This window comes from Acinetobacter sp. CFCC 10889, assembly GCF_003268395.1.
In the GTDB taxonomy this organism is placed as follows: Bacteria; Pseudomonadota; Gammaproteobacteria; order Pseudomonadales; family Moraxellaceae; genus Acinetobacter.
The window spans coordinates 1-17322 of record NZ_LQXQ01000017.1 but is presented as its reverse complement, the minus strand read 5'-3'; the positions used below and the strand labels follow the sequence as shown (position 1 = coordinate 17322).

The window sequence follows — 17322 nt, the reverse complement described above, 5'->3', positions numbered from 1 at the left end:
ATCTAAGCCTCAACCCATTTCCCTTCTTGATATACCAACGACCATTTGGTTTGTTTACCTTCAGCTGTTTCAGAACCAATATATTGTGATTGGTTTTTACGGCTAAATTTCACCAAGGTTGGATTCCCTTCAGGATCTTGATCAGGTGCTTGCAAGATAAATTGATATTTCGGGTCAATTTGATCTGCAACAGTACGAAGCTCTGCCACTTTTGGTGCACGGGTTTCACGGATTTTCGGGAACTTACTTGCAGCCAGGAACAAACCTGCTGCACCATCACGCAAGACAAAATAATCGTCATGCTTGGTTGAACGTAAATGTTCCATTTTGATTGGATCTACACGTGGTGGCGCAGGTTGACCATTTTTCAAAACTTTGCGGGTATTATCACAGCTCATACAAGCAAAATAAGGACCAAAACGACCTGTTTTCAACTGCATCTCACCATCACATTTGTCACATGGAATGGTTGGACCATCATAACCCTTGATTTTGAACTCACCTTCTTCAAGCTCATAACCATTACAGTCAGGATTATTACCACAAATATGGAGTTTGCGACCACCGTCGATCACATAACTGTCCATTGCAGTACCACAAACAGGACAACGTTTTTTCGACATCAAATCTGCGGTTTCAGCACCATCATCATCAGACAAAGCAGCAAGTGATTCGACAGGCGTTAAGTTCAATGTACCTTTACAGCGTTCTTTTGGTGGCAAGTTATATCCTGAACACCCTAAGAATACGCCTGTTGTTCCTGTACGGATCTGCATTGGGCGTTCGCATTCTTTACAATGCACCGCTTCCACTTCAACAGGCAGATTACGGCGCATGCCATTCTCACCCTGTGCAGTGGTCAGACGCTTCTTAAAGTCGCCATAAAAACTGTCGAGTAATTCTTTCCAATTACGTTCGCCATCAGCAACTTTATCGAGCTGCCCTTCCAAGTCTGCGGTGAATGCATAATTCATCAGATTGTTAAAACTTTCGTCCAAACGATCTGTGACGATTTCACCCATTTTTTCAGCATAAAGACGGCGATTATCGAGTTTGACATAACCACGATCTTGAATGGTCGAAATAATCGCAGCATAAGTCGAAGGACGACCAATGCCTTTTTTCTCTAATTCTTTGACCAATGAGGCTTCGGTAAAACGTGCAGGTGGTTTGGTAAAGTGCTGTGATGGATCAAGTTTTTCTAACTTAAGCACTTCACCGACTTTCACCGCAGGCAGTAAAACATCATCATCCGATTTGTTTTGACCACGCACTTTGGTAAAACCATCAAAAACCAAGGTACGACCTTTGGCTTTAAGTTCCACGCCATTGGCATCAACAAGAATGGTGGAAGATAAATATTCCGCAGGCGTCATCTGACATGCGACAAATTGACGCCAAATCAAATCATATAAACGCTGTGCATCACGTTCCGCACCTGCCAATTGATCACCTTTCAGTGCCACATTGGATGGACGAATCGCTTCATGCGCTTCTTGTGCACCTGCTTTATTACCATAACGATTGGCTTTTGCAGGCAGGTATTTCGTCCCAAACTCAGATTCGATATGCGTGCGTACCATATTGACAGCATCATCACTCAAAAATGTTGAGTCGGTACGCATATAGGTGATATAACCCGCTTCATACAAACGCTGCGCAAGCATCATGGTTTTCTTTACAGAAAAACCTAGGCGTGTACTTGCAGCTTGTTGCAAAGTCGAAGTGATATAGGGTGCGCTTGGATTAACCTTGGTCGGCTTATCTTCACGGGTTGAAACTTTATATTCAGCATCATTTAAAATTTTCAATAACGCATCGGTTTGCGCTTTATTTTGTAATTTTAAAGTTTTGCCACCTTGCTTTACCGCTTCAAGGCGAATGTCATCTTTTTTCGATTTGGTATCTGCAAAAACTTGCCAATATTCTTCAGGAATAAACGCACGGATTTCACGTTCACGTTCAACCACAAGTTTGACCGCAACAGACTGCACTCGTCCTGCTGAAAGACCACGGGCAATTTTTTCCCATAACAGTGGTGACACCATAAAGCCCACTACACGGTCTAAAAAGCGGCGTGCTTGTTGTGCATTCACTCGGTTTAAATCAAGGCGTGTCGGCTGTTTAAACGCATCCTGAATGGCATTTTTGGTGATTTCGTTAAAGACCACACGATGATAACGACTGTCATCACCACCGATCACTTCACGTAAATGCCAAGCAATCGCTTCCCCTTCTCTATCCAAATCCGTTGCGAGATAGATTTCATCTGCATCTTTGGCAAGTTTTTTCAGTTCAGCAACCACATGTTCTTTACCTGGCAGCACTTCATACTGTGCTTTCCAATCATGTTCTGGGTCAACACCCATACGATTGACCAATGCCGTCTGTGCTTTTTCAGCCTTCTGTTCATCTGTCAGTTTAGTTCGTGTTGCAGGTTTTTTTTCTGTCGATTTACTTGAGCCACCTGTAGGCAAGTCACGCACATGACCAACCGATGACTTCACAATATAATCTGAGCCTAAATATTTATTGATGGTTTTCGCTTTTGCAGGCGACTCCACAATCACTAAGGCACGTTTCTTGCCTGCATTGGGAGTTTCTGCAGTTGTGCTTTTGGTTGTGGACCGAGGAGCTTTCGCCATAATGAACCGTTTATCCTATTCTTTTAAGTTAAATTTCAGCCAAGGAAAGTAAATATGCTTTCATATCTTCTAGCTGTGTTGCTCGTAAGTCAGATTCTTCATCCCAATACAGCCCCACACAGTTAGCTTGCATATCAATAGCATAAATCCCTTTTAATGCAATGGGAAAATCATTAAATTTCGCATCGCCTTGCAAAGGTTTTAGCTTTTGATCTTCTACACGTGCACGCATCAAAGGCAAACGTGCTTCAGGAATCAATACACTATAGTACGCCACCATACTGGCACGGCTTTCTGTTGCCATTGGCACTTTTGTCCAATCAGGTGCTGCCACCAAACGTGGATGTAATCCCATTTTACGGGCTTTCTCTCGCATAATGCCTAATGCTTTTTCTCTCGGGCTCACTCGAAGTCCAAAAATTGAACCCATTACAAAAACAATAACAATAACTGCTACCCAAAGACCCGTGTTTTCCATAGCTCACCTTTTTATTCCTATATTAGAGTTGCATAAGCTGAATATAAAACGCAAGATCAAAATTTTATTTGTCGTTGAAAAATTGGATACCATTAGATTTATCTCATTTATTTTAAATGATTTAATAGTTTTATGATCAATACTTCAAGTTCAAACAGAACTTCCAAACTTTGATCAAATCATATGATTTTACATTCAAGTCAAACCTAGCTTGAATCTAACTTGGTACAACAAGATTTAAATTTTAATGCAAAGAAGCTACAAAACTGTATCCATCATGACATTGTTATACCTTACAGTTGTTGGCAATATATAACTTTGCCTTTTCGAATGAATAATAAAAATGAACACAAAATTATTGGTTAAAATAAGCAATATCATTGGCTTAGTTTCTATTATTTTATTGGTGTATTGGGTATTTAGCTTTGTACTCATTCAAGTTTTTGGTTTAAAAGTCTTTCGACAGCATATGACTGAAACTTTTCTGTTTAGTATTTTAGGTATTCTTGCCTTGATGGGTGGCGCTTTAATTCTCAATATCATGTTAAATCTGACACGTATTGCAGAGCGTGGACAAGAAGTGACAACGGGTAAAAATACCAAGAAAATAATGTATAGCCTATTTGCAGTTTTTCCTATTATTGCCTGTATTTTATTTGGTGGAAATTATCTTAGTGCTAAGAAAAAACAAGAAATTTTTGTACAGTCTGCTGAAAATATGATTGCAACACAAGCTGCTCGTTTGCAACAACTCAGCCAATATCAGTTTTCTATACCTTATATCCAAAAAGCCACCCAAAATATTGAATTTTTAGGCTTACTTGATCGTTCTTTTAGCGAAGTTGAAGTCATTGTGCCTGATCAAATTCAAAAAAATCCGATCTATTTAAGTTTTAATCAATACAATAAACTCAGTTCAAGTGACGTGAATTTAACACAACAGCAAGTCACAGCACTGAACCAAACCAATCAAGCAGGATTAGATCAAGTATTTGAAATTCATGAAGTTCTAAATGCTGCAAATTCCACTTGGGAAAAACGTAGTGCTGACAAGAAAAACTATGTAAAACAATTAAATTTGGCTGAAAAAGAATATTTAAATCAAGTCTTTCAGCACAATTCAAAACAAATCCGTTTTGAAGCAAAAAATGGAAGCTATGAATTGTTTTATCCTTATCAGTATAAAAATAAAACCATTGTGCTGTATTTTACGGATCGCCAATCTTATGGAAAACTAGGCAGTTAATGCCTAGTTTTTAATAGCTTCAATCTAGTTTAAATACATCTCATGACTATAAATCACATCGTGACCATTCCAATAAATATAACCTTTTTCAATTAATTCTTTCAGTAATAAACGTACATCTGACTTTGGAAACATTTTTTCCAACAAATCTCTCAATTCATAAATATCTTTCGGTTTATCTGTTTTTAAAGCATTTAATTTTTGGATCACTTCCCATTGAACTTGATCAATTTGTTCAAAGTTTTTATTTAAAGACTCCATTTCAGATGCTTTATTTTGTTGTTTTTCTAGCTCAGAAATCACCTGCTTTGCGCCCGCACTGAGCTTTTCTAAAACAGCATCTATTTCTAAAACTTTATGTTCAGGAACGACATTTTTTTGATCCAAATCAAGCTTTGACCATTGTTTTAGTAATTTTTTACGAAACCAAATTTGCTTATCTTCTTTTTTGACTATTTTTAAATTAATCAACATCCCCAATAGCTGTTGCGCTTTTTCAGGCATGATCTGCAAGCAATTTGCAATGGAGTTTTTTAACTTTTCAACCGTATTTGGCTTACCTGTCATTTTCGCCACAGCATCACAATACTTTTTAATTAATTGTAAAGCAGGTTTATTTTGAATGGTTTCAATACTTGGCATCACATGCTTCGATACTTTTGCTGTATTTTCTGTTTCAACTTGAATCAAATGGCAACTCAACTCAGAACTCAGCAACATATCTATGAGCATTTGACAACTTGGCATTGCAGAAACCACTTCAATATGCGTATCTTGCTCAAGCAATGCGAGAAGTTGCCCTACAACCACTGCATATTCATATTCTTTTTCAGTGGTTTCAGGTACATCCAAAATGATAATTTGCCCACTCGCAATCAAACTTGCTAACTCTGTTAAATCATCGAGTGCAAATTCAATTTTCCCTGCGCAATTAAACAGATATAAAGCCGAATAATGCTCCACAACATCCCTTAACATTTTTAATGTTGGCATATTATTTTCAATATCAAGAAGTACGACTTTATTCTGCATGATTAAATTTTAACAACGAGATTGGAAGACTGCATTACACCGAGCTTTTGCACAAAGGTCAAATATATTTCACTGCTATCTACAGATTAAAAGCTTAGAAATAACGTGAATAAGCACATTAATAATGCGGTGGACGATTGGTCATGGGATCAAAAGCAGCAATCCCTTCAGATAAATCTGAAGATTCGATACGTTGATAGATGAGCTGCATTTGTTTCTTTAAATCGGCAATTTCAGCATTTTGACGTGCAACTTGCGCATTTAATTGTTCGACTAAATCATCTAAAAATGTAATTCGCACTTGCAAATCTTCTATGGGTGCGGACAATGACGCTTGATCATCAAAATTTTTCTGTTTAGTCACTTTTTAGTCCTCACTGTGGGATGTTTAGGAAACATTATGGCCTATATTACTTTAAGGGATGTCCAACTTGCGTTTGGCGGACCTTTCCTGCTCGATGGCGCGAATTTCAGTTTAGAACGCGGTGAACGGGTCTGTTTGATTGGCCGTAATGGTGAAGGTAAGTCTACTTTACTTAAACTGATTGAGGGAAGTTTATTGCCCGATGCAGGCGAAGTTGCACTGCAAAATGGCATCACCATTGCCATGTTGGCGCAAGATGTACCGATGGATTCGGGCAAAGTTGCTGACATCGTGGCAGATGGTGCAGGCGAAGCTGCTGCTGTCTTGAAAGCATATCATGAAGCAAGCGATGCGTGTGTATTGGGTGATATGGATGCCTGTGATCGCATGGGAAATCTACAACATAAAATGGATCAGCTTGATGGTTGGTCGCTTGAAACCAAGGTCAATGCGATTTTAAGCAAAATGGGCCTAGATCCTGAAGCAGATTTGGCAGATTTATCAGGTGGACGTAAACGTCGTGTGTTATTGGCACGTGCTCTGCTCACACAACCTGATGTGTTATTACTTGATGAACCGACGAACCATTTGGACGTTGAAAGTATTGAATGGTTAGAAAAATTCTTACTTGATCAAAATAATTTAACACTGCTTTTCATTTCGCATGACCGTTCATTTGTAGACAGCATTGCAACCCGCATCGTGGAGTTGGACCGTGGGATTTTGCGTAGCTACGAAGGTAACTATTCACGTTATTTAGAGCTGAAAGCACAGCAAATGGAAGCTGAAGAAAAGCAAAATGCGCTATTTGATAAACGCTTGGCAGAAGAAGAGGTGTGGATTCGTCAAGGCATCAAAGCACGTCGTACTCGTAATGAAGGTCGTGTACGTGCCTTAAAAGCCTTGCGTGAAGAATCTAAGGCTCGCCGTTCGCAACAAGGCAAAGTCAGCATGGCAACACAAGAAGCCAACCGTTCAGGTAAATTGGTCTTTGATATTGAGCATTTACAAGTCACTTTTGGTGATAATGCACCGATTATCAAAGACTTCTCTGCTTTAGTGCTGCGTGGCGATCGTATTGGCTTAGTCGGTGACAATGGTGTTGGTAAAACCACGTTGATCAAAGCCATTTTAGGTGAGCTTGAACATGGCGGTTCGGTGAAAACAGGAACACAGCTCGAAATTGCCTATTTTGACCAATTGCGTAATGCGCTAGATCTTGAAAAATCAGTAAAAGATAACGTATCTGAAGGTTCAGATTTTGTTGATGTGAATGGTGGTCGTCGTCATATTTACAGTTATTTACAAGACTTCCTGTTCTCGCCTGAACGTGCACGTACACCTGTGAAAGCGTTGTCAGGCGGTGAACGTAACCGTATTTTATTGGCAAAACTTTTACTCAAACCATCGAACCTGATCGTGATGGACGAGCCAACAATGACTTGGATATGGTGACTTTAGAACTGCTTGAGGAAATGTTGGGTGGCTATAAAGGTACATTGCTGCTCATTTCGCATGACCGTGCCTTTATGGACAATGTCGTGACCTCAACTTGGGTTTTTGATGGTAAAGGCAACATTGATGAATACATCGGTGGCTATCAAGATTATTTGGAGCAACGTCCTGACCAAACTGCTGTTGGCTTAAAAAGCGATGCAAAAAAAGCGGCTGCAAAAGCTGAAGCAACTGCTGCCGCTGCAGCACCTAAAAAAGTTAAACTCAGCTATAAAGACCAACGTGCTTTAGAGCAGTTACCTGCTGAAATGGAAGCATTGGAAAAAGAACAAGCTGAGATTAATGACATTCTTGCTGATGGTTCTTTATTTGTTTCTGATGCGGATCAAGCCATGAAACTTTCAAATCGTTTGACTGAAATTGATGATTTGTTATTGGAAAAATTAGAGCGTTGGGAAGAACTTGAGGAAATGAGTAAGGGTTAATTACAACTTTTACTTGAATCAAAACTCCGCCTTTGTGCGGAGTTTTTTTAATTGCAGCATTTTGTGTGTCATTTTAATGCTGTTGAAAAATGATACTGCATCAATATGATTCACCCTACATGATGTATATTTTCAATGGCGCTCATTTTTCTATTTCATGCAAACTTTGAAGCCTGTAAAGCATGTGAATATCCATTCAAACATATAATAATATCCTAAAAATCAAACTTCTATTTTTAAGTTTTTATTCATAATTAATTTTGGCATCTATTTTGCAAAACACCTGACAAACACAAAATTAAAAAATAGGAGTGTTTGCGATGCATAATTCATCTACTACAGATAACTTTGAGGATAAAACCTCCTCAGCTGCCAATGAAACATTGGAAGACTATACATTACGTTATGCACCACACAGTTTTCGCCGTTGGAGTCCTAAAGTTGTTGCCATCACAGCATTGGGTGGCATTGCCTATTTGGCAGATTTTTCAATTGGGGCAAGTATTGGTATGGCGTATGGTACAACCAATGCCATCTATTCGATTTTATTCGCAGCAATCATTATTTTCCTGACAGGGATTCCTCTTGCCTATTATGCGGCACGTTATAATATTGACTTAGATTTGATTACACGTGGCGCAGGCTTTGGTTACATCGGCTCAGTCTTAACAAGTATTATTTTTGCAAGTTTTACCTTTATTTTCTTTGCGCTTGAAGGCGCAATTATGGCTCAAGGCTTATTGCTTGGTTTAGGGATTCCGCTTTGGATTGGCTATTTAGTCTCTACCCTCATGGTCATTCCCCTCGTCATTTATGGCATGAAAGCACTGACAAAATTACAAGTGTGGACAACCCCGATTTGGTTGATCCTCATGATTGGACCTGTTGCCTATTTAATTTACCAAGAACCAAGTTTAGTGACTTCTTTTGCAAGCTACACAGGCAATGGCGGTTATGCACCTTTGGACATGGCTGCAATCATGCTTGGTGCAGGGATTTGTTTATCCTTAATTATGCAAATCGGTGAACAAATTGATTACTTGCGTTTCATGCCTGCCAAAACCAAAGAAAATAGCAAATCTTGGTGGATTGCAGTGATTTCAGCAGGTCCGGGTTGGGTGGTTTTGGGTGCAATCAAGCAAATTATTGGTGCATTCTTAGGTTTTTACTTATTAACAAAAATTCCGGGTGTGAACTCAACTGAACCTGTACAACAATTCAATGCTGCATTCCACGATATGTTACCGGGTTGGTTGGCATTGTCTTTGGCGGTTATTTTGGTGGTCATTTCACAAATTAAAATCAATGTGACCAATGCCTACTCAGGTTCGTTAGCATGGACAAGTGCTTATACTCGTATCAGCAAGCATTATCCGGGTCGTATTGTCTTTGTGATTGTCAATCTTGCAATCGCCCTCGCCTTGATGGAAGGCAATATGTTTGCAGCGCTTGGTAAGATTTTAGGCTTTTATTCTAACTTTGCCATCGCGTGGGTTGTAGTTGTTGCCACAGACATTTCGATCAATAAGTTTCTCCTCAAACTTTCTCCTAAAGAACCTGAATATCGCCGTGATATGTTGTACAACATCAACCCTGTGGGCATGGTGTCTTTCCTTGCCGCAGCAGGTCTGTCGATCGCAGCATTCTTTGGATTATTCGGTGAATTCTTTGCTGCGTATTCACCGATCATTGCCTTAGTGGTTGCTTTTGTTCTCACGCCAATCATGGGCTTACTGACTAAAGGAAAATACTATATCAAGTCGGATAATGATGGCATCAAAGAGCCCCGTTATGATGCGGAAGGTACGCCCGTTGCAACGGTTTACCATTGTGTATCTTGTAATGAAAACTATGAACGTCCTGACATTATGTATTCGCATCAACATAAAGGCGTGATCTGTTCGTTGTGTAAAACCATGGAAAAGTAAAATAATTAAAATAGTTGATAAAAAAATAAGGCTTCGTTTGAAGCCTTATTTTTTATCTAACAATCAGAAATTAAAAATCCCACATTTTCATTCAGGATTTTTACAGCAGTTAAAGATCAAGCCAAACCAATCAACGCAATGAATGCAGCCAATCCACCAACAATTTTTTTACCATGAGGAATATATTCAACAATGAATTTTCCAAACAACAAACCTGCAACATAAATCAACGACATCGCAGTAACCATGCCCAAAGCCAAACTCAAGAAATGTCCTGATTGTCCAAGTTCAGCACCATGCGCAACACCATGAAAAGTCACAAGCATTGCAGTTGCCACAGGTAAAATCATTTTCGATTTTGAGCAAAGCGCCACAGCCACCGCAATCAATGAAGCCACAATGCCATATTCAGCAACGCTTTCAGGGATTAAATGTGCTGTCCCGATGGCAAAGCCTGCCACCAAAGCTACAGCCATCGACAGCAAACCTGCAAACTGCCAACGCTTCAGCGCAGAATAGAACAATACCCCCAATGCCACAGCCATCATCATGTGATCAAGCCCTGTAAATGGATGGATAAACCCTGCTTCAAAACCTGAATGTGTATGTGCATGATCATGCCCAACATGTGCCAAAGCCAACATCGGCGAACTTGCCAAGAGAATCACGGTCAGCTTGTGTAAGCCTTGCTTGATTGCGATTTTACGCATATTTATTTTTTGCATTTTTAAATCCTCAAGCTTTAAATAAACCTTGTTTTTCAATAAATAAAATAATCTCAGCCAAACCATCTTCCGTTTTCATATTGGAAAATATAAAGGGTTTTTCGCCACGCATCCGCTTAGCATCCTGATCCATCACATCAAGATTTGCCCCAACCATTGGCGCTAAATCGGTTTTGTTAATGATCAATAAATCCGATTTGGTAATGCCCGGTCCACCTTTACGAGGAATCTTTTCACCACCTGCCACATCAATCACATACAGCGTCAAATCTGACAATTCAGGGCTAAACGTTGCTGCCAAATTATCGCCACCACTTTCGATAATAATCAGTTCCAAACCCTCAAACTTTTCACATAAATCATCAATCGCAGCGAGGTTAATTGAAGCATCTTCACGAATCGCAGTATGCGGGCAACCGCCTGTTTCCACCCCGACAATACGCTCAGGTGACATGGCTTCATTGCGGGTTAAAAAATTGGAATCTTCTTTGGTGTAAATATCATTGGTGACCACTGCCATATTGTATTTATCACGTAATGCACGACATAAATTTAAGGTCAATGCCGTTTTACCTGAGCCTACAGGTCCACCAATTCCGACACGTAATGGGCTGCGTTCTGACATGATTATTTTCCTTTTATTCGTTACTTCAATACTAAAGATTGAATGTGTTCATTTAAAACATTGTTGAAAATCTGAGAGAGTTTTATGATCTTTTTCATCTTGATTTAAGATCGAAATAACCGTGAATATTGTGTTTCATGTTGCATACTGAGCATGGCGTACTGTGGCAAACTGCTGCTCATTTCGTCATCATGCACAGCCATTGCACGTTGAATCGCTTCGGGTATTAAGCCATGTAAATGCCATAAAATCCGTTGTCCACTCATTTGCCCAAGTGGAACGGTTTTCACTGCACCCAAAACCTGATTTTCAAGTAAGGAAAAACTATAAGCAGTCAGTACATCCGCTTCTTTTAAGCCCAAACGACCACAAAGCTGTGCATATACAGGGACAAAACCAAACTGTTTTTTCACTTCCACAGGCTGAATTAAAACCTCTTTAATCCACGCATTTAAGGAAAATGCCAACTGCTGTGACTCCGCCAAGAGCTCTTTACTTTCCCGACTTGCCCGATAGATTTCCGCCCAATATAAAAATGTATGTTCATCTGCAAAATGCTGCATTAATCGTTTTAAAATGGGTAATTCAAAGCGTACCAAGACCATTTCCAAGACTTCTTCAAAATAGGCTTTGCTTGAGCTTTCATCATGAATGAAGCCTTTTTCAATCGCACTTTCCACACCTTGCGAATAGCAATACGCCCCCACAGGCAAAGCAGTTGAAGATAAAGTTAATAATTTGAGTAAATCCACCGCATTAGTGATCGGCATGGGCATGAATCGCTGTGATCGGGCTAAAAGGCTTGGTTTCTGCTTTGGATAAGCGTTCGTGACTATGGCTGTGCTGTGCATAAGCGCCACTTTCAGGTTCAAAAGGATGCTCAGTTTCTGTCACGGTTAAGCCTAAACCCACCACCATTTCTGCAAGTACATGATCAGGCTCAAAATATAAAGCTGTCGGTGTCAGCATCAATGGCACATGACGATTACCCAAGTGATACGCCGCTTTGAGTAAATCAAATGCAGACGGTGCAGTGACTTGCATCACTCGTTCTGCTTTGGCATCAATTCTAAGAATTTCGCCTTGCTCAGTGGCAATAAGTGCACCACTGCGCAGAATCCCTGTACGAGGTAAATCCACTCCAACATCGTCACCATTGTTCAAAGTGGCACGAAAGCGACTTTTTTGGCGAGTATCAAAACTTAAAGCAATAGTTTCAAATAACGTACCTGCTTCAATCTGCTCTAGGCGTTGGGTAAAGATTTTCATCCTTTATCCTTTTTCTTTATAAATCATTTAATAAGTAAAAAACTCAGTATTTTTAATCGGTTGATTGAGCATATTGTGGCGAAACTGTTGCATAAGCTGTGCTGAAACTGCTTGGTGATTTTCGCTTAGCATTTTAAACAGTTGTAAAAATTGACCATGGCTAAACACCATCAAGTTTTGCTCCGTATAGCGTTGTTTTTCTCGATCAAGAAATGTAAATAACGCCTCAACTCGTAAATACAGGTCACGAAAAGATTCCGCATCCGTGGCATCGACATAGTCCACATCCAAATTTTGCCAATAGGCATCGACCCACGGTTTGCGTTGTTGCAAAGTCGTCCCTTTACATTTCAAATCAGATAAATAAGAAAATTCTTCAATCGGCAAAATCTCAGCTTCTAGCCCATCACGCTCCAAAATCGGTTGCGCTGTTTGTAAAGTTCTTAAAAATGGCGAAATAATGACATGATGCGCCTGTGGCAATACTTGTGTCAGTTGTTGTGCTTGCTGATGTCCTAAATCGGTCAACGCAATACTTGCATGTGACTCCGTTTTTCCATCCACATTTCCTACACTCTGTGCATGACGAATCAAATAAATTGCCATTAAAAATCAACTCCATCAAAACAAAAAATACCGTTGCGCCATCGGCAACACATCCGCAGGCTCACAAGTCAAATGCACACCATCGGCACGAACCTCATAAATTTCAGGATCAACCTCCATCACAGGACAGTAAGTATTCAACTTCATATCTGCTTTGGAAATATGACGGGTATTTTTTACAGGAGAAATCAGCTTTTTTAACTGTAACTGTTCAGCCACACCATTTTCAATCGCCACTTGCGATAAAAAAGTAATACAAGTGTTATGTACACCTCGTGCATGTGCACCAAACATCGGACGATAATGCACAGGCTGCGGTGTCGGAATCGAAGCATTAATATCGCCCATCGGTGCAGCAGCGATCATGCCACCTTTGATGATCATGGACGGTTTTACCCCAAAAAATGCAGGTTTCCACAACACCAAATCGGCTAATTTACCTTCTTCAATTGAACCAATTTCATGACTTAAACCATGGGTAATGGCAGGATTAATCGTATATTTGGCAATGTAGCGTTTCACCCGATGATTATCATGATGTGGATGATCACCCTCTAATGCACCACGTTGAACTTTCATTTTATGTGCAGTTTGCCATGTGCGAATAATGACTTCGCCAACTCGCCCCATCGCTTGCGAATCCGATGACATCATGGCAATCGCCCCCAAATCCTGCAAAATATCTTCCGCAGCAATGGTTTCACGGCGAATCCGACTTTCTGCAAATGCTACATCTTCTGCAATCGCAGGATCTAAATGATGACACACCATCAGCATATCCAAATGCTCATCAATGGTATTGACGGTATATGGACGAGTTGGATTGGTCGAGGATGGCAATACATTCGGCTGTCCAATGGCTTTTAAAATATCAGGGGCATGTCCACCGCCTGCACCTTCGGTATGATAAGTGTGAATGGTACGATTTTTAAAGGCTGCCAAGGTTTCTTCTAAAAACCCACTTTCATTTAAGGTATCGGTATGAATCGCCACTTGCACATCATATTCATCAGCAACGGTCAGACAATTATCAATCGCAGCAGGCGTTGAACCCCAATCTTCATGTAATTTTAAACCCACTACACCTGCTCGAATCTGTTCAGCAATCGGTTCAGGTTGACTCAGATTTCCCTTGCCCAAGAGCCCGATATTCATTGGTAAATCATCAATGGCTTGTAACATCGTAGCAATATGCCAAGGTCCGGGGGTGACTGTGGTTGCCGATGTCCCTGCCGCAGGACCTGTGCCGCCACCAATCATCGTGGTTGTTCCCGACATCAGTGCGGTTTCAACTTGTTGTGGACAAATCCAATGAATGTGGGTATCAATTGCCCCTGCGGTTAAAATCTGCCCCTCACCTGCAATCACTTCCGTTGCTGCCCCAAGTGGAATGGTGATATTGGGCTGAATATCAGGATTACCTGCCTTACCTATTTTCCAAATACGTCCATTTTTCAAACCCACATCCGCTTTGATAATGCCCCACCAATCCACAATCAGCGCATTGGTAATCACCGTATCTGCCACCTCATCGGCTAATAGTTGCGACTGTCCCATGCCATCACGAATGACTTTACCACCGCCAAATTTGACTTCTTCACCGTAGGTCGTCAGGTCTTGTTCGACTTGTATAAACAGCTCTGTATCGGCTAAACGGACACGATCCCCAACGGTAGGACCAAACATTTCTGCATAAGCACGGCGTGACATTTTCATAGTGATTGACCTTAATTTTTCTTATTCACAAAACAGGGAGCATCATCCAATTTACCCATGACACGACCTGCAAAACCGTACACTTCACGCTTTCCTGCCAATGCTACAAGTTCAATACTGCGACTTTGCCCCGGCTCAAAACGAATGGCTGTACCTGCTGCAATATTTAAGCGGTAGCCTCGTGTGGCTTCACGGTCAAATTGCAAAGCATCATTGGCTTCATAAAAATGGAAATGTGAACCGATTTGAATTGGACGATCACCGACATTAGCAACGTCAATGCTGAAAGTCTGACGTCCGACATTCATTTCAATATCATCATCTAGCGTTAAAACTTCACCCGGAATCATGTTATTCACCTATAAAATCGGTTGATGCACCGTGACGAGTTTTGAACCATCAGGAAAAGTGGCTTCGACTTGCACTTCAGCAATCATTTCTGCAATGCCATCCATCACATCCTCTCGACTGAGTAAAGTCGTACCATAATGCATGAGTTCACTGACGCTCATACCGTCTCGTGCGCCTTCAAGTAATGCTGCTGAAATATAAGCAATTGATTCGGGATAGTTCAGTTTTAAACCCCGTGCTTTACGGCGTTCTGCCACCAAACCTGCCGTAAATATCAGCATTTTGTCTTTTTCAGTGGGATTAAGTTCCATAGCATTTTCCTGTTTTTCTTATCTATGCAAAAAGCATGCTCATTTCTTTAATCACGCTGATTTAAAATATATTGTTTAAGTTCCATGCCTTGCACACAGGCAGGATCTGACTTTCCATACACACAGCTCATAATCAATGCATCCAAAGCATGATCATAGCTTTCCTCAGAGTCATCATTCTTAATCAACTCAGCGGCATACATTGTGCATCCCCACGGATCATTCCAACGGCATGATTTTTCGAATGTCCGTGTAATGCATTGTTTTCGCTCTACTGTTAATGTATCCATAAAAGTCATTGCGCCTGCTGCTCGATTGGTACATGCTGACGCTACACCTAACTCACAACCTCTTTGAAATAACTGTTCAGCCGCTTGTTTTTGATTATTTTGTTGTAAATTCAATGCTGTAAAATAACAAGCATAACCCTGCTCACTCTCACATTTTTTATAGCATGCCAAAGTATTGTTCCGACAATATGCTGCCGCAACAGTATAATCTTGTGGTGATTTGGCTTTTTTATTGGGTGGCGTATCAGCAGGGCATTTATCTAAATTATTTATAAAGATCGGATTTTTTGACATCAGCTGTTTAATTTCAGAAATGTCATTTTCAGACATTGCCTGACATAACAACGGCATCAAACACAGCAACAATAATATTAATTTTTTCATAACCTTATCTTATTTTTAGTCTATAAATTTTTATCAGTTTATCGATATATTCCTCACATTACTATCGAAGAATAAACCACTTTTTTACAGTTAAGTCCGCCAAATACGAGGAAATTCCTCATCCAAATCAAACCAATAACGTCTGAGTTTGGCACGAATCGCTGCAAAAGCATCATGACATTGTCGAACATCATCACCCAAATAACGTGCGCAAATCACTTCATCCAAACGGGTTAATGTCACATTCATATTCATTCGCATAATGAGTTCACGAATCAAATCAATATACTCATCCAAATACTGACTTGCTCGATATTGCTCAGGTGGAACAGCCCAAAAACTGCCCATCACCGCATGCTGATTCATTCCCAAACATGAACTCAGCCAACGATCACCGCCAACAAAGTACAGGCGATCATTAACCAATAATTGATTATTTTTAAATAACTTAAACTGATTAACATACATGCCTTGTGTGAATTTTTCCTGACGTGCTTGCCGACCAATCACCAACAGATCCCAACCGATAAAACTTGCAGTTTGCTCCAAATGAATCAGCGTTTCTGAATTGGCGCATGCACCATTAAACAGCATGCTCTCTTGTGGTAACCATTCAAAAGTTGCATTTTTTTCAACATGAATATGGATGTGCTGAAAAGCTTGCTTAGCATTGGTTCTGTACCATTTTCCTGCGCCGGGGGTCGTGACCAAAGCATGTGCAGATTCAGCAACATGTATATTGAACGTTAAATGGTCGCCACCTGCGATCCCTGCGGGTGGATGCACAATAATGGCGTGACAAACCCCTGTTTTTTCAGGCCAAAGCATTTTTTGCACCCGAACAGGTCCAAAATGCTTACGATGATGCAAAATAGTGCATTTTTGATCATATTTAAAACCCAATTCTAATTTTGCATACCAAAATGATGCATTTTCAGCAGATTGGGTAAAGTTCAAGGTATTCATTGACACCGAATAGGTTTTATTTTGAGGAATACATTACATCAAGCAAAAAATGCACCAAAACATGACTCCTTGTTTTATATTTATTTTTGCATACGCCATAACTTCTCAGTTGGTTTGACCAACCACACAGACATTTTTCTTAAAAGCTGATCAAAAAAGGCGTGTTGTAAAATCCAACATGTCACAATAGATAGACCGATACACATCAAAATTTCCACAAAAATATGCAGATCCAATTTCAAATAACGTGCGATTCCGATCACCACAAAACCATGTAGCAAATATACAGGCAAGGTATAAGTACCTAATTTTAGCCATCTGTCTTTGAAAAACTGTGTCAGGGATAACAGTGCCAAAATGCCTAAACTTGATAACATTAGACATGCAAGTCGCATGAATATTCCATCAATCATCGCCACTTTAAGCTGTGTATAGCTGACACTGCC

The 17322-nt window shown here is 40.2% G+C and carries 16 protein-coding genes and 2 pseudogenes; 3 read left to right on the top strand and 15 right to left on the bottom strand.

Going from position 1 to position 17322, the window contains the following annotated elements; translation table 11 throughout:
- Positions 1-2 precede the first annotated feature (2 nt).
- Positions 3-2645 carry a type I DNA topoisomerase gene (topA, locus tag AVJ19_RS08180; RefSeq protein ID WP_111859264.1) on the bottom strand — a complete coding sequence of 881 codons (2643 nt, stop codon included), beginning with the start codon at positions 2643-2645 and terminating at the stop codon, positions 3-5.
- Positions 2646-2673: 28 nt separating this feature from the next.
- On the bottom strand, positions 2674-3123 hold the full coding sequence (locus AVJ19_RS08175) for an ammonium transporter (RefSeq protein WP_111859263.1): 450 nt from the start codon (positions 3121-3123) through the stop codon (positions 2674-2676).
- A gap of 343 nt (positions 3124-3466) precedes the next feature.
- Here AVJ19_RS08175 and AVJ19_RS08170 point away from each other — a divergent pair, with 343 nt between their 5' ends.
- Positions 3467-4369, top strand: a complete 903-nt coding sequence (locus tag AVJ19_RS08170) for a peptidase (protein WP_111859262.1) — start codon at positions 3467-3469, stop codon at positions 4367-4369.
- Positions 4370-4393: 24 nt separating this feature from the next.
- On the opposite strand, the gene AVJ19_RS08165 is transcribed toward AVJ19_RS08170, so the two are convergent.
- Both AVJ19_RS08165 and AVJ19_RS08160 read right to left on the bottom strand, forming a co-directional pair.
- On the bottom strand, positions 4394-5401 hold the full coding sequence (locus AVJ19_RS08165; protein ID WP_111859261.1) for a hypothetical protein: 1008 nt from the start codon (positions 5399-5401) through the stop codon (positions 4394-4396).
- Between the two features lie 118 nt (positions 5402-5519).
- Positions 5520-5765: a SlyX family protein gene (locus AVJ19_RS08160; protein ID WP_111859260.1), complete on the bottom strand. Its 246-nt coding sequence runs from the start codon at positions 5763-5765 to the stop codon at positions 5520-5522.
- 36 nt (positions 5766-5801) lie between these two features.
- On the opposite strand from AVJ19_RS08160, the pseudogene AVJ19_RS08155 reads away from it, so the two are divergent.
- Together AVJ19_RS08155 and AVJ19_RS08150 are read left to right on the top strand one after the other, a co-directional pair.
- Positions 5802-7705, top strand: a pseudogene (locus tag AVJ19_RS08155) (ATP-binding cassette domain-containing protein).
- 320 nt (positions 7706-8025) lie between these two features.
- Positions 8026-9633, top strand: coding sequence for a purine-cytosine permease family protein (locus AVJ19_RS08150; protein WP_111859259.1), 1608 nt, complete (start codon positions 8026-8028; stop codon positions 9631-9633).
- Positions 9634-9749: 116 nt separating this feature from the next.
- Here the strand turns inward: AVJ19_RS08150 and AVJ19_RS08145 are convergent, their stop codons facing one another.
- The 11 genes and pseudogenes from AVJ19_RS08145 to AVJ19_RS08095 all read right to left on the bottom strand — a co-directional run.
- On the bottom strand, positions 9750-10358 hold the full coding sequence (locus tag AVJ19_RS08145) for a HupE/UreJ family protein (RefSeq protein ID WP_228203321.1): 609 nt from the start codon (positions 10356-10358) through the stop codon (positions 9750-9752).
- Positions 10359-10368: 10 nt separating this feature from the next.
- Complete coding sequence (ureG, locus tag AVJ19_RS08140) at positions 10369-10983, bottom strand: urease accessory protein UreG (RefSeq protein WP_111859258.1); 615 nt, start codon at positions 10981-10983, stop codon at positions 10369-10371.
- A 104-nt stretch (positions 10984-11087) separates the two neighbouring features.
- The gene (locus AVJ19_RS08135) at positions 11088-11753 is read right to left on the bottom strand and encodes an urease accessory protein UreF (RefSeq protein ID WP_111859257.1); all 666 of its coding nucleotides are present in this window, start codon (positions 11751-11753) and stop codon (positions 11088-11090) included.
- The gene (gene ureE / locus AVJ19_RS08130) at positions 11740-12252 is read right to left on the bottom strand and encodes an urease accessory protein UreE (RefSeq protein WP_111859256.1); all 513 of its coding nucleotides are present in this window, start codon (positions 12250-12252) and stop codon (positions 11740-11742) included. The genes AVJ19_RS08135 and ureE overlap by 14 nt, the downstream gene beginning before the upstream one ends.
- Positions 12253-12279: 27 nt before the next feature.
- The gene (locus tag AVJ19_RS08125; protein WP_111859255.1) at positions 12280-12858 is read right to left on the bottom strand and encodes a histidine phosphatase family protein; all 579 of its coding nucleotides are present in this window, start codon (positions 12856-12858) and stop codon (positions 12280-12282) included.
- Between the two features lie 15 nt (positions 12859-12873).
- Complete coding sequence (gene ureC, locus AVJ19_RS08120) at positions 12874-14574, bottom strand: urease subunit alpha (RefSeq protein ID WP_111859254.1); 1701 nt, start codon at positions 14572-14574, stop codon at positions 12874-12876.
- Positions 14575-14585: 11 nt separating this feature from the next.
- Entirely contained in the window at positions 14586-14924 is a 339-nt protein-coding gene (locus AVJ19_RS08115; RefSeq protein ID WP_111859253.1) for an urease subunit beta, read from the bottom strand.
- A gap of 9 nt (positions 14925-14933) precedes the next feature.
- Positions 14934-15236 (bottom strand): urease subunit gamma, encoded by a 303-nt coding sequence (ureA, locus tag AVJ19_RS08110; RefSeq protein WP_111859252.1) that lies wholly within the window; start codon positions 15234-15236, stop codon positions 14934-14936.
- A 47-nt stretch (positions 15237-15283) separates the two neighbouring features.
- On the bottom strand, positions 15284-15910 hold the full coding sequence (locus AVJ19_RS08105) for a hypothetical protein (RefSeq protein ID WP_162626567.1): 627 nt from the start codon (positions 15908-15910) through the stop codon (positions 15284-15286).
- 90 nt (positions 15911-16000) lie between these two features.
- A complete protein-coding gene (locus tag AVJ19_RS08100; protein WP_111859250.1) occupies positions 16001-16876 on the bottom strand; it encodes an urease accessory protein UreD in 876 nt (291 codons plus the stop codon).
- A gap of 80 nt (positions 16877-16956) precedes the next feature.
- Positions 16957-17322: pseudogene (locus tag AVJ19_RS08095) on the bottom strand (acyltransferase); the annotation flags it as partial.

Excerpts from the sequence above, each read along its gene's own strand:
- topA (WP_111859264.1), bottom strand. The coding sequence starts at position 2,645 with ATGGCGAAAGCTCCTCGGTCCACAACCAAAAGCACAACTGCAGAAACT.
- AVJ19_RS08175 (WP_111859263.1), bottom strand. The coding sequence starts at position 3,123 with ATGGAAAACACGGGTCTTTGGGTAGCAGTTATTGTTATTGTTTTTGTA.
- AVJ19_RS08170 (WP_111859262.1), top strand. The coding sequence starts at position 3,467 with ATGAACACAAAATTATTGGTTAAAATAAGCAATATCATTGGCTTAGTT.
- AVJ19_RS08165 (WP_111859261.1), bottom strand. The coding sequence starts at position 5,401 with ATGCAGAATAAAGTCGTACTTCTTGATATTGAAAATAATATGCCAACA.
- AVJ19_RS08150 (WP_111859259.1), top strand. The coding sequence starts at position 8,026 with ATGCATAATTCATCTACTACAGATAACTTTGAGGATAAAACCTCCTCA.
- AVJ19_RS08145 (WP_228203321.1), bottom strand. The coding sequence starts at position 10,358 with ATGCAAAAAATAAATATGCGTAAAATCGCAATCAAGCAAGGCTTACAC.
- ureG (WP_111859258.1), bottom strand. The coding sequence starts at position 10,983 with ATGTCAGAACGCAGCCCATTACGTGTCGGAATTGGTGGACCTGTAGGC.
- AVJ19_RS08135 (WP_111859257.1), bottom strand. The coding sequence starts at position 11,753 with ATGCCGATCACTAATGCGGTGGATTTACTCAAATTATTAACTTTATCT.
- ureE (WP_111859256.1), bottom strand. The coding sequence starts at position 12,252 with ATGAAAATCTTTACCCAACGCCTAGAGCAGATTGAAGCAGGTACGTTA.
- AVJ19_RS08125 (WP_111859255.1), bottom strand. The coding sequence starts at position 12,858 with ATGGCAATTTATTTGATTCGTCATGCACAGAGTGTAGGAAATGTGGAT.
- ureC (WP_111859254.1), bottom strand. The coding sequence starts at position 14,574 with ATGAAAATGTCACGCCGTGCTTATGCAGAAATGTTTGGTCCTACCGTT.
- AVJ19_RS08115 (WP_111859253.1), bottom strand. The coding sequence starts at position 14,924 with ATGATTCCGGGTGAAGTTTTAACGCTAGATGATGATATTGAAATGAAT.
- ureA (WP_111859252.1), bottom strand. The coding sequence starts at position 15,236 with ATGGAACTTAATCCCACTGAAAAAGACAAAATGCTGATATTTACGGCA.
- AVJ19_RS08105 (WP_162626567.1), bottom strand. The coding sequence starts at position 15,910 with ATGAAAAAATTAATATTATTGTTGCTGTGTTTGATGCCGTTGTTATGT.
- AVJ19_RS08100 (WP_111859250.1), bottom strand. The coding sequence starts at position 16,876 with ATGAATACCTTGAACTTTACCCAATCTGCTGAAAATGCATCATTTTGG.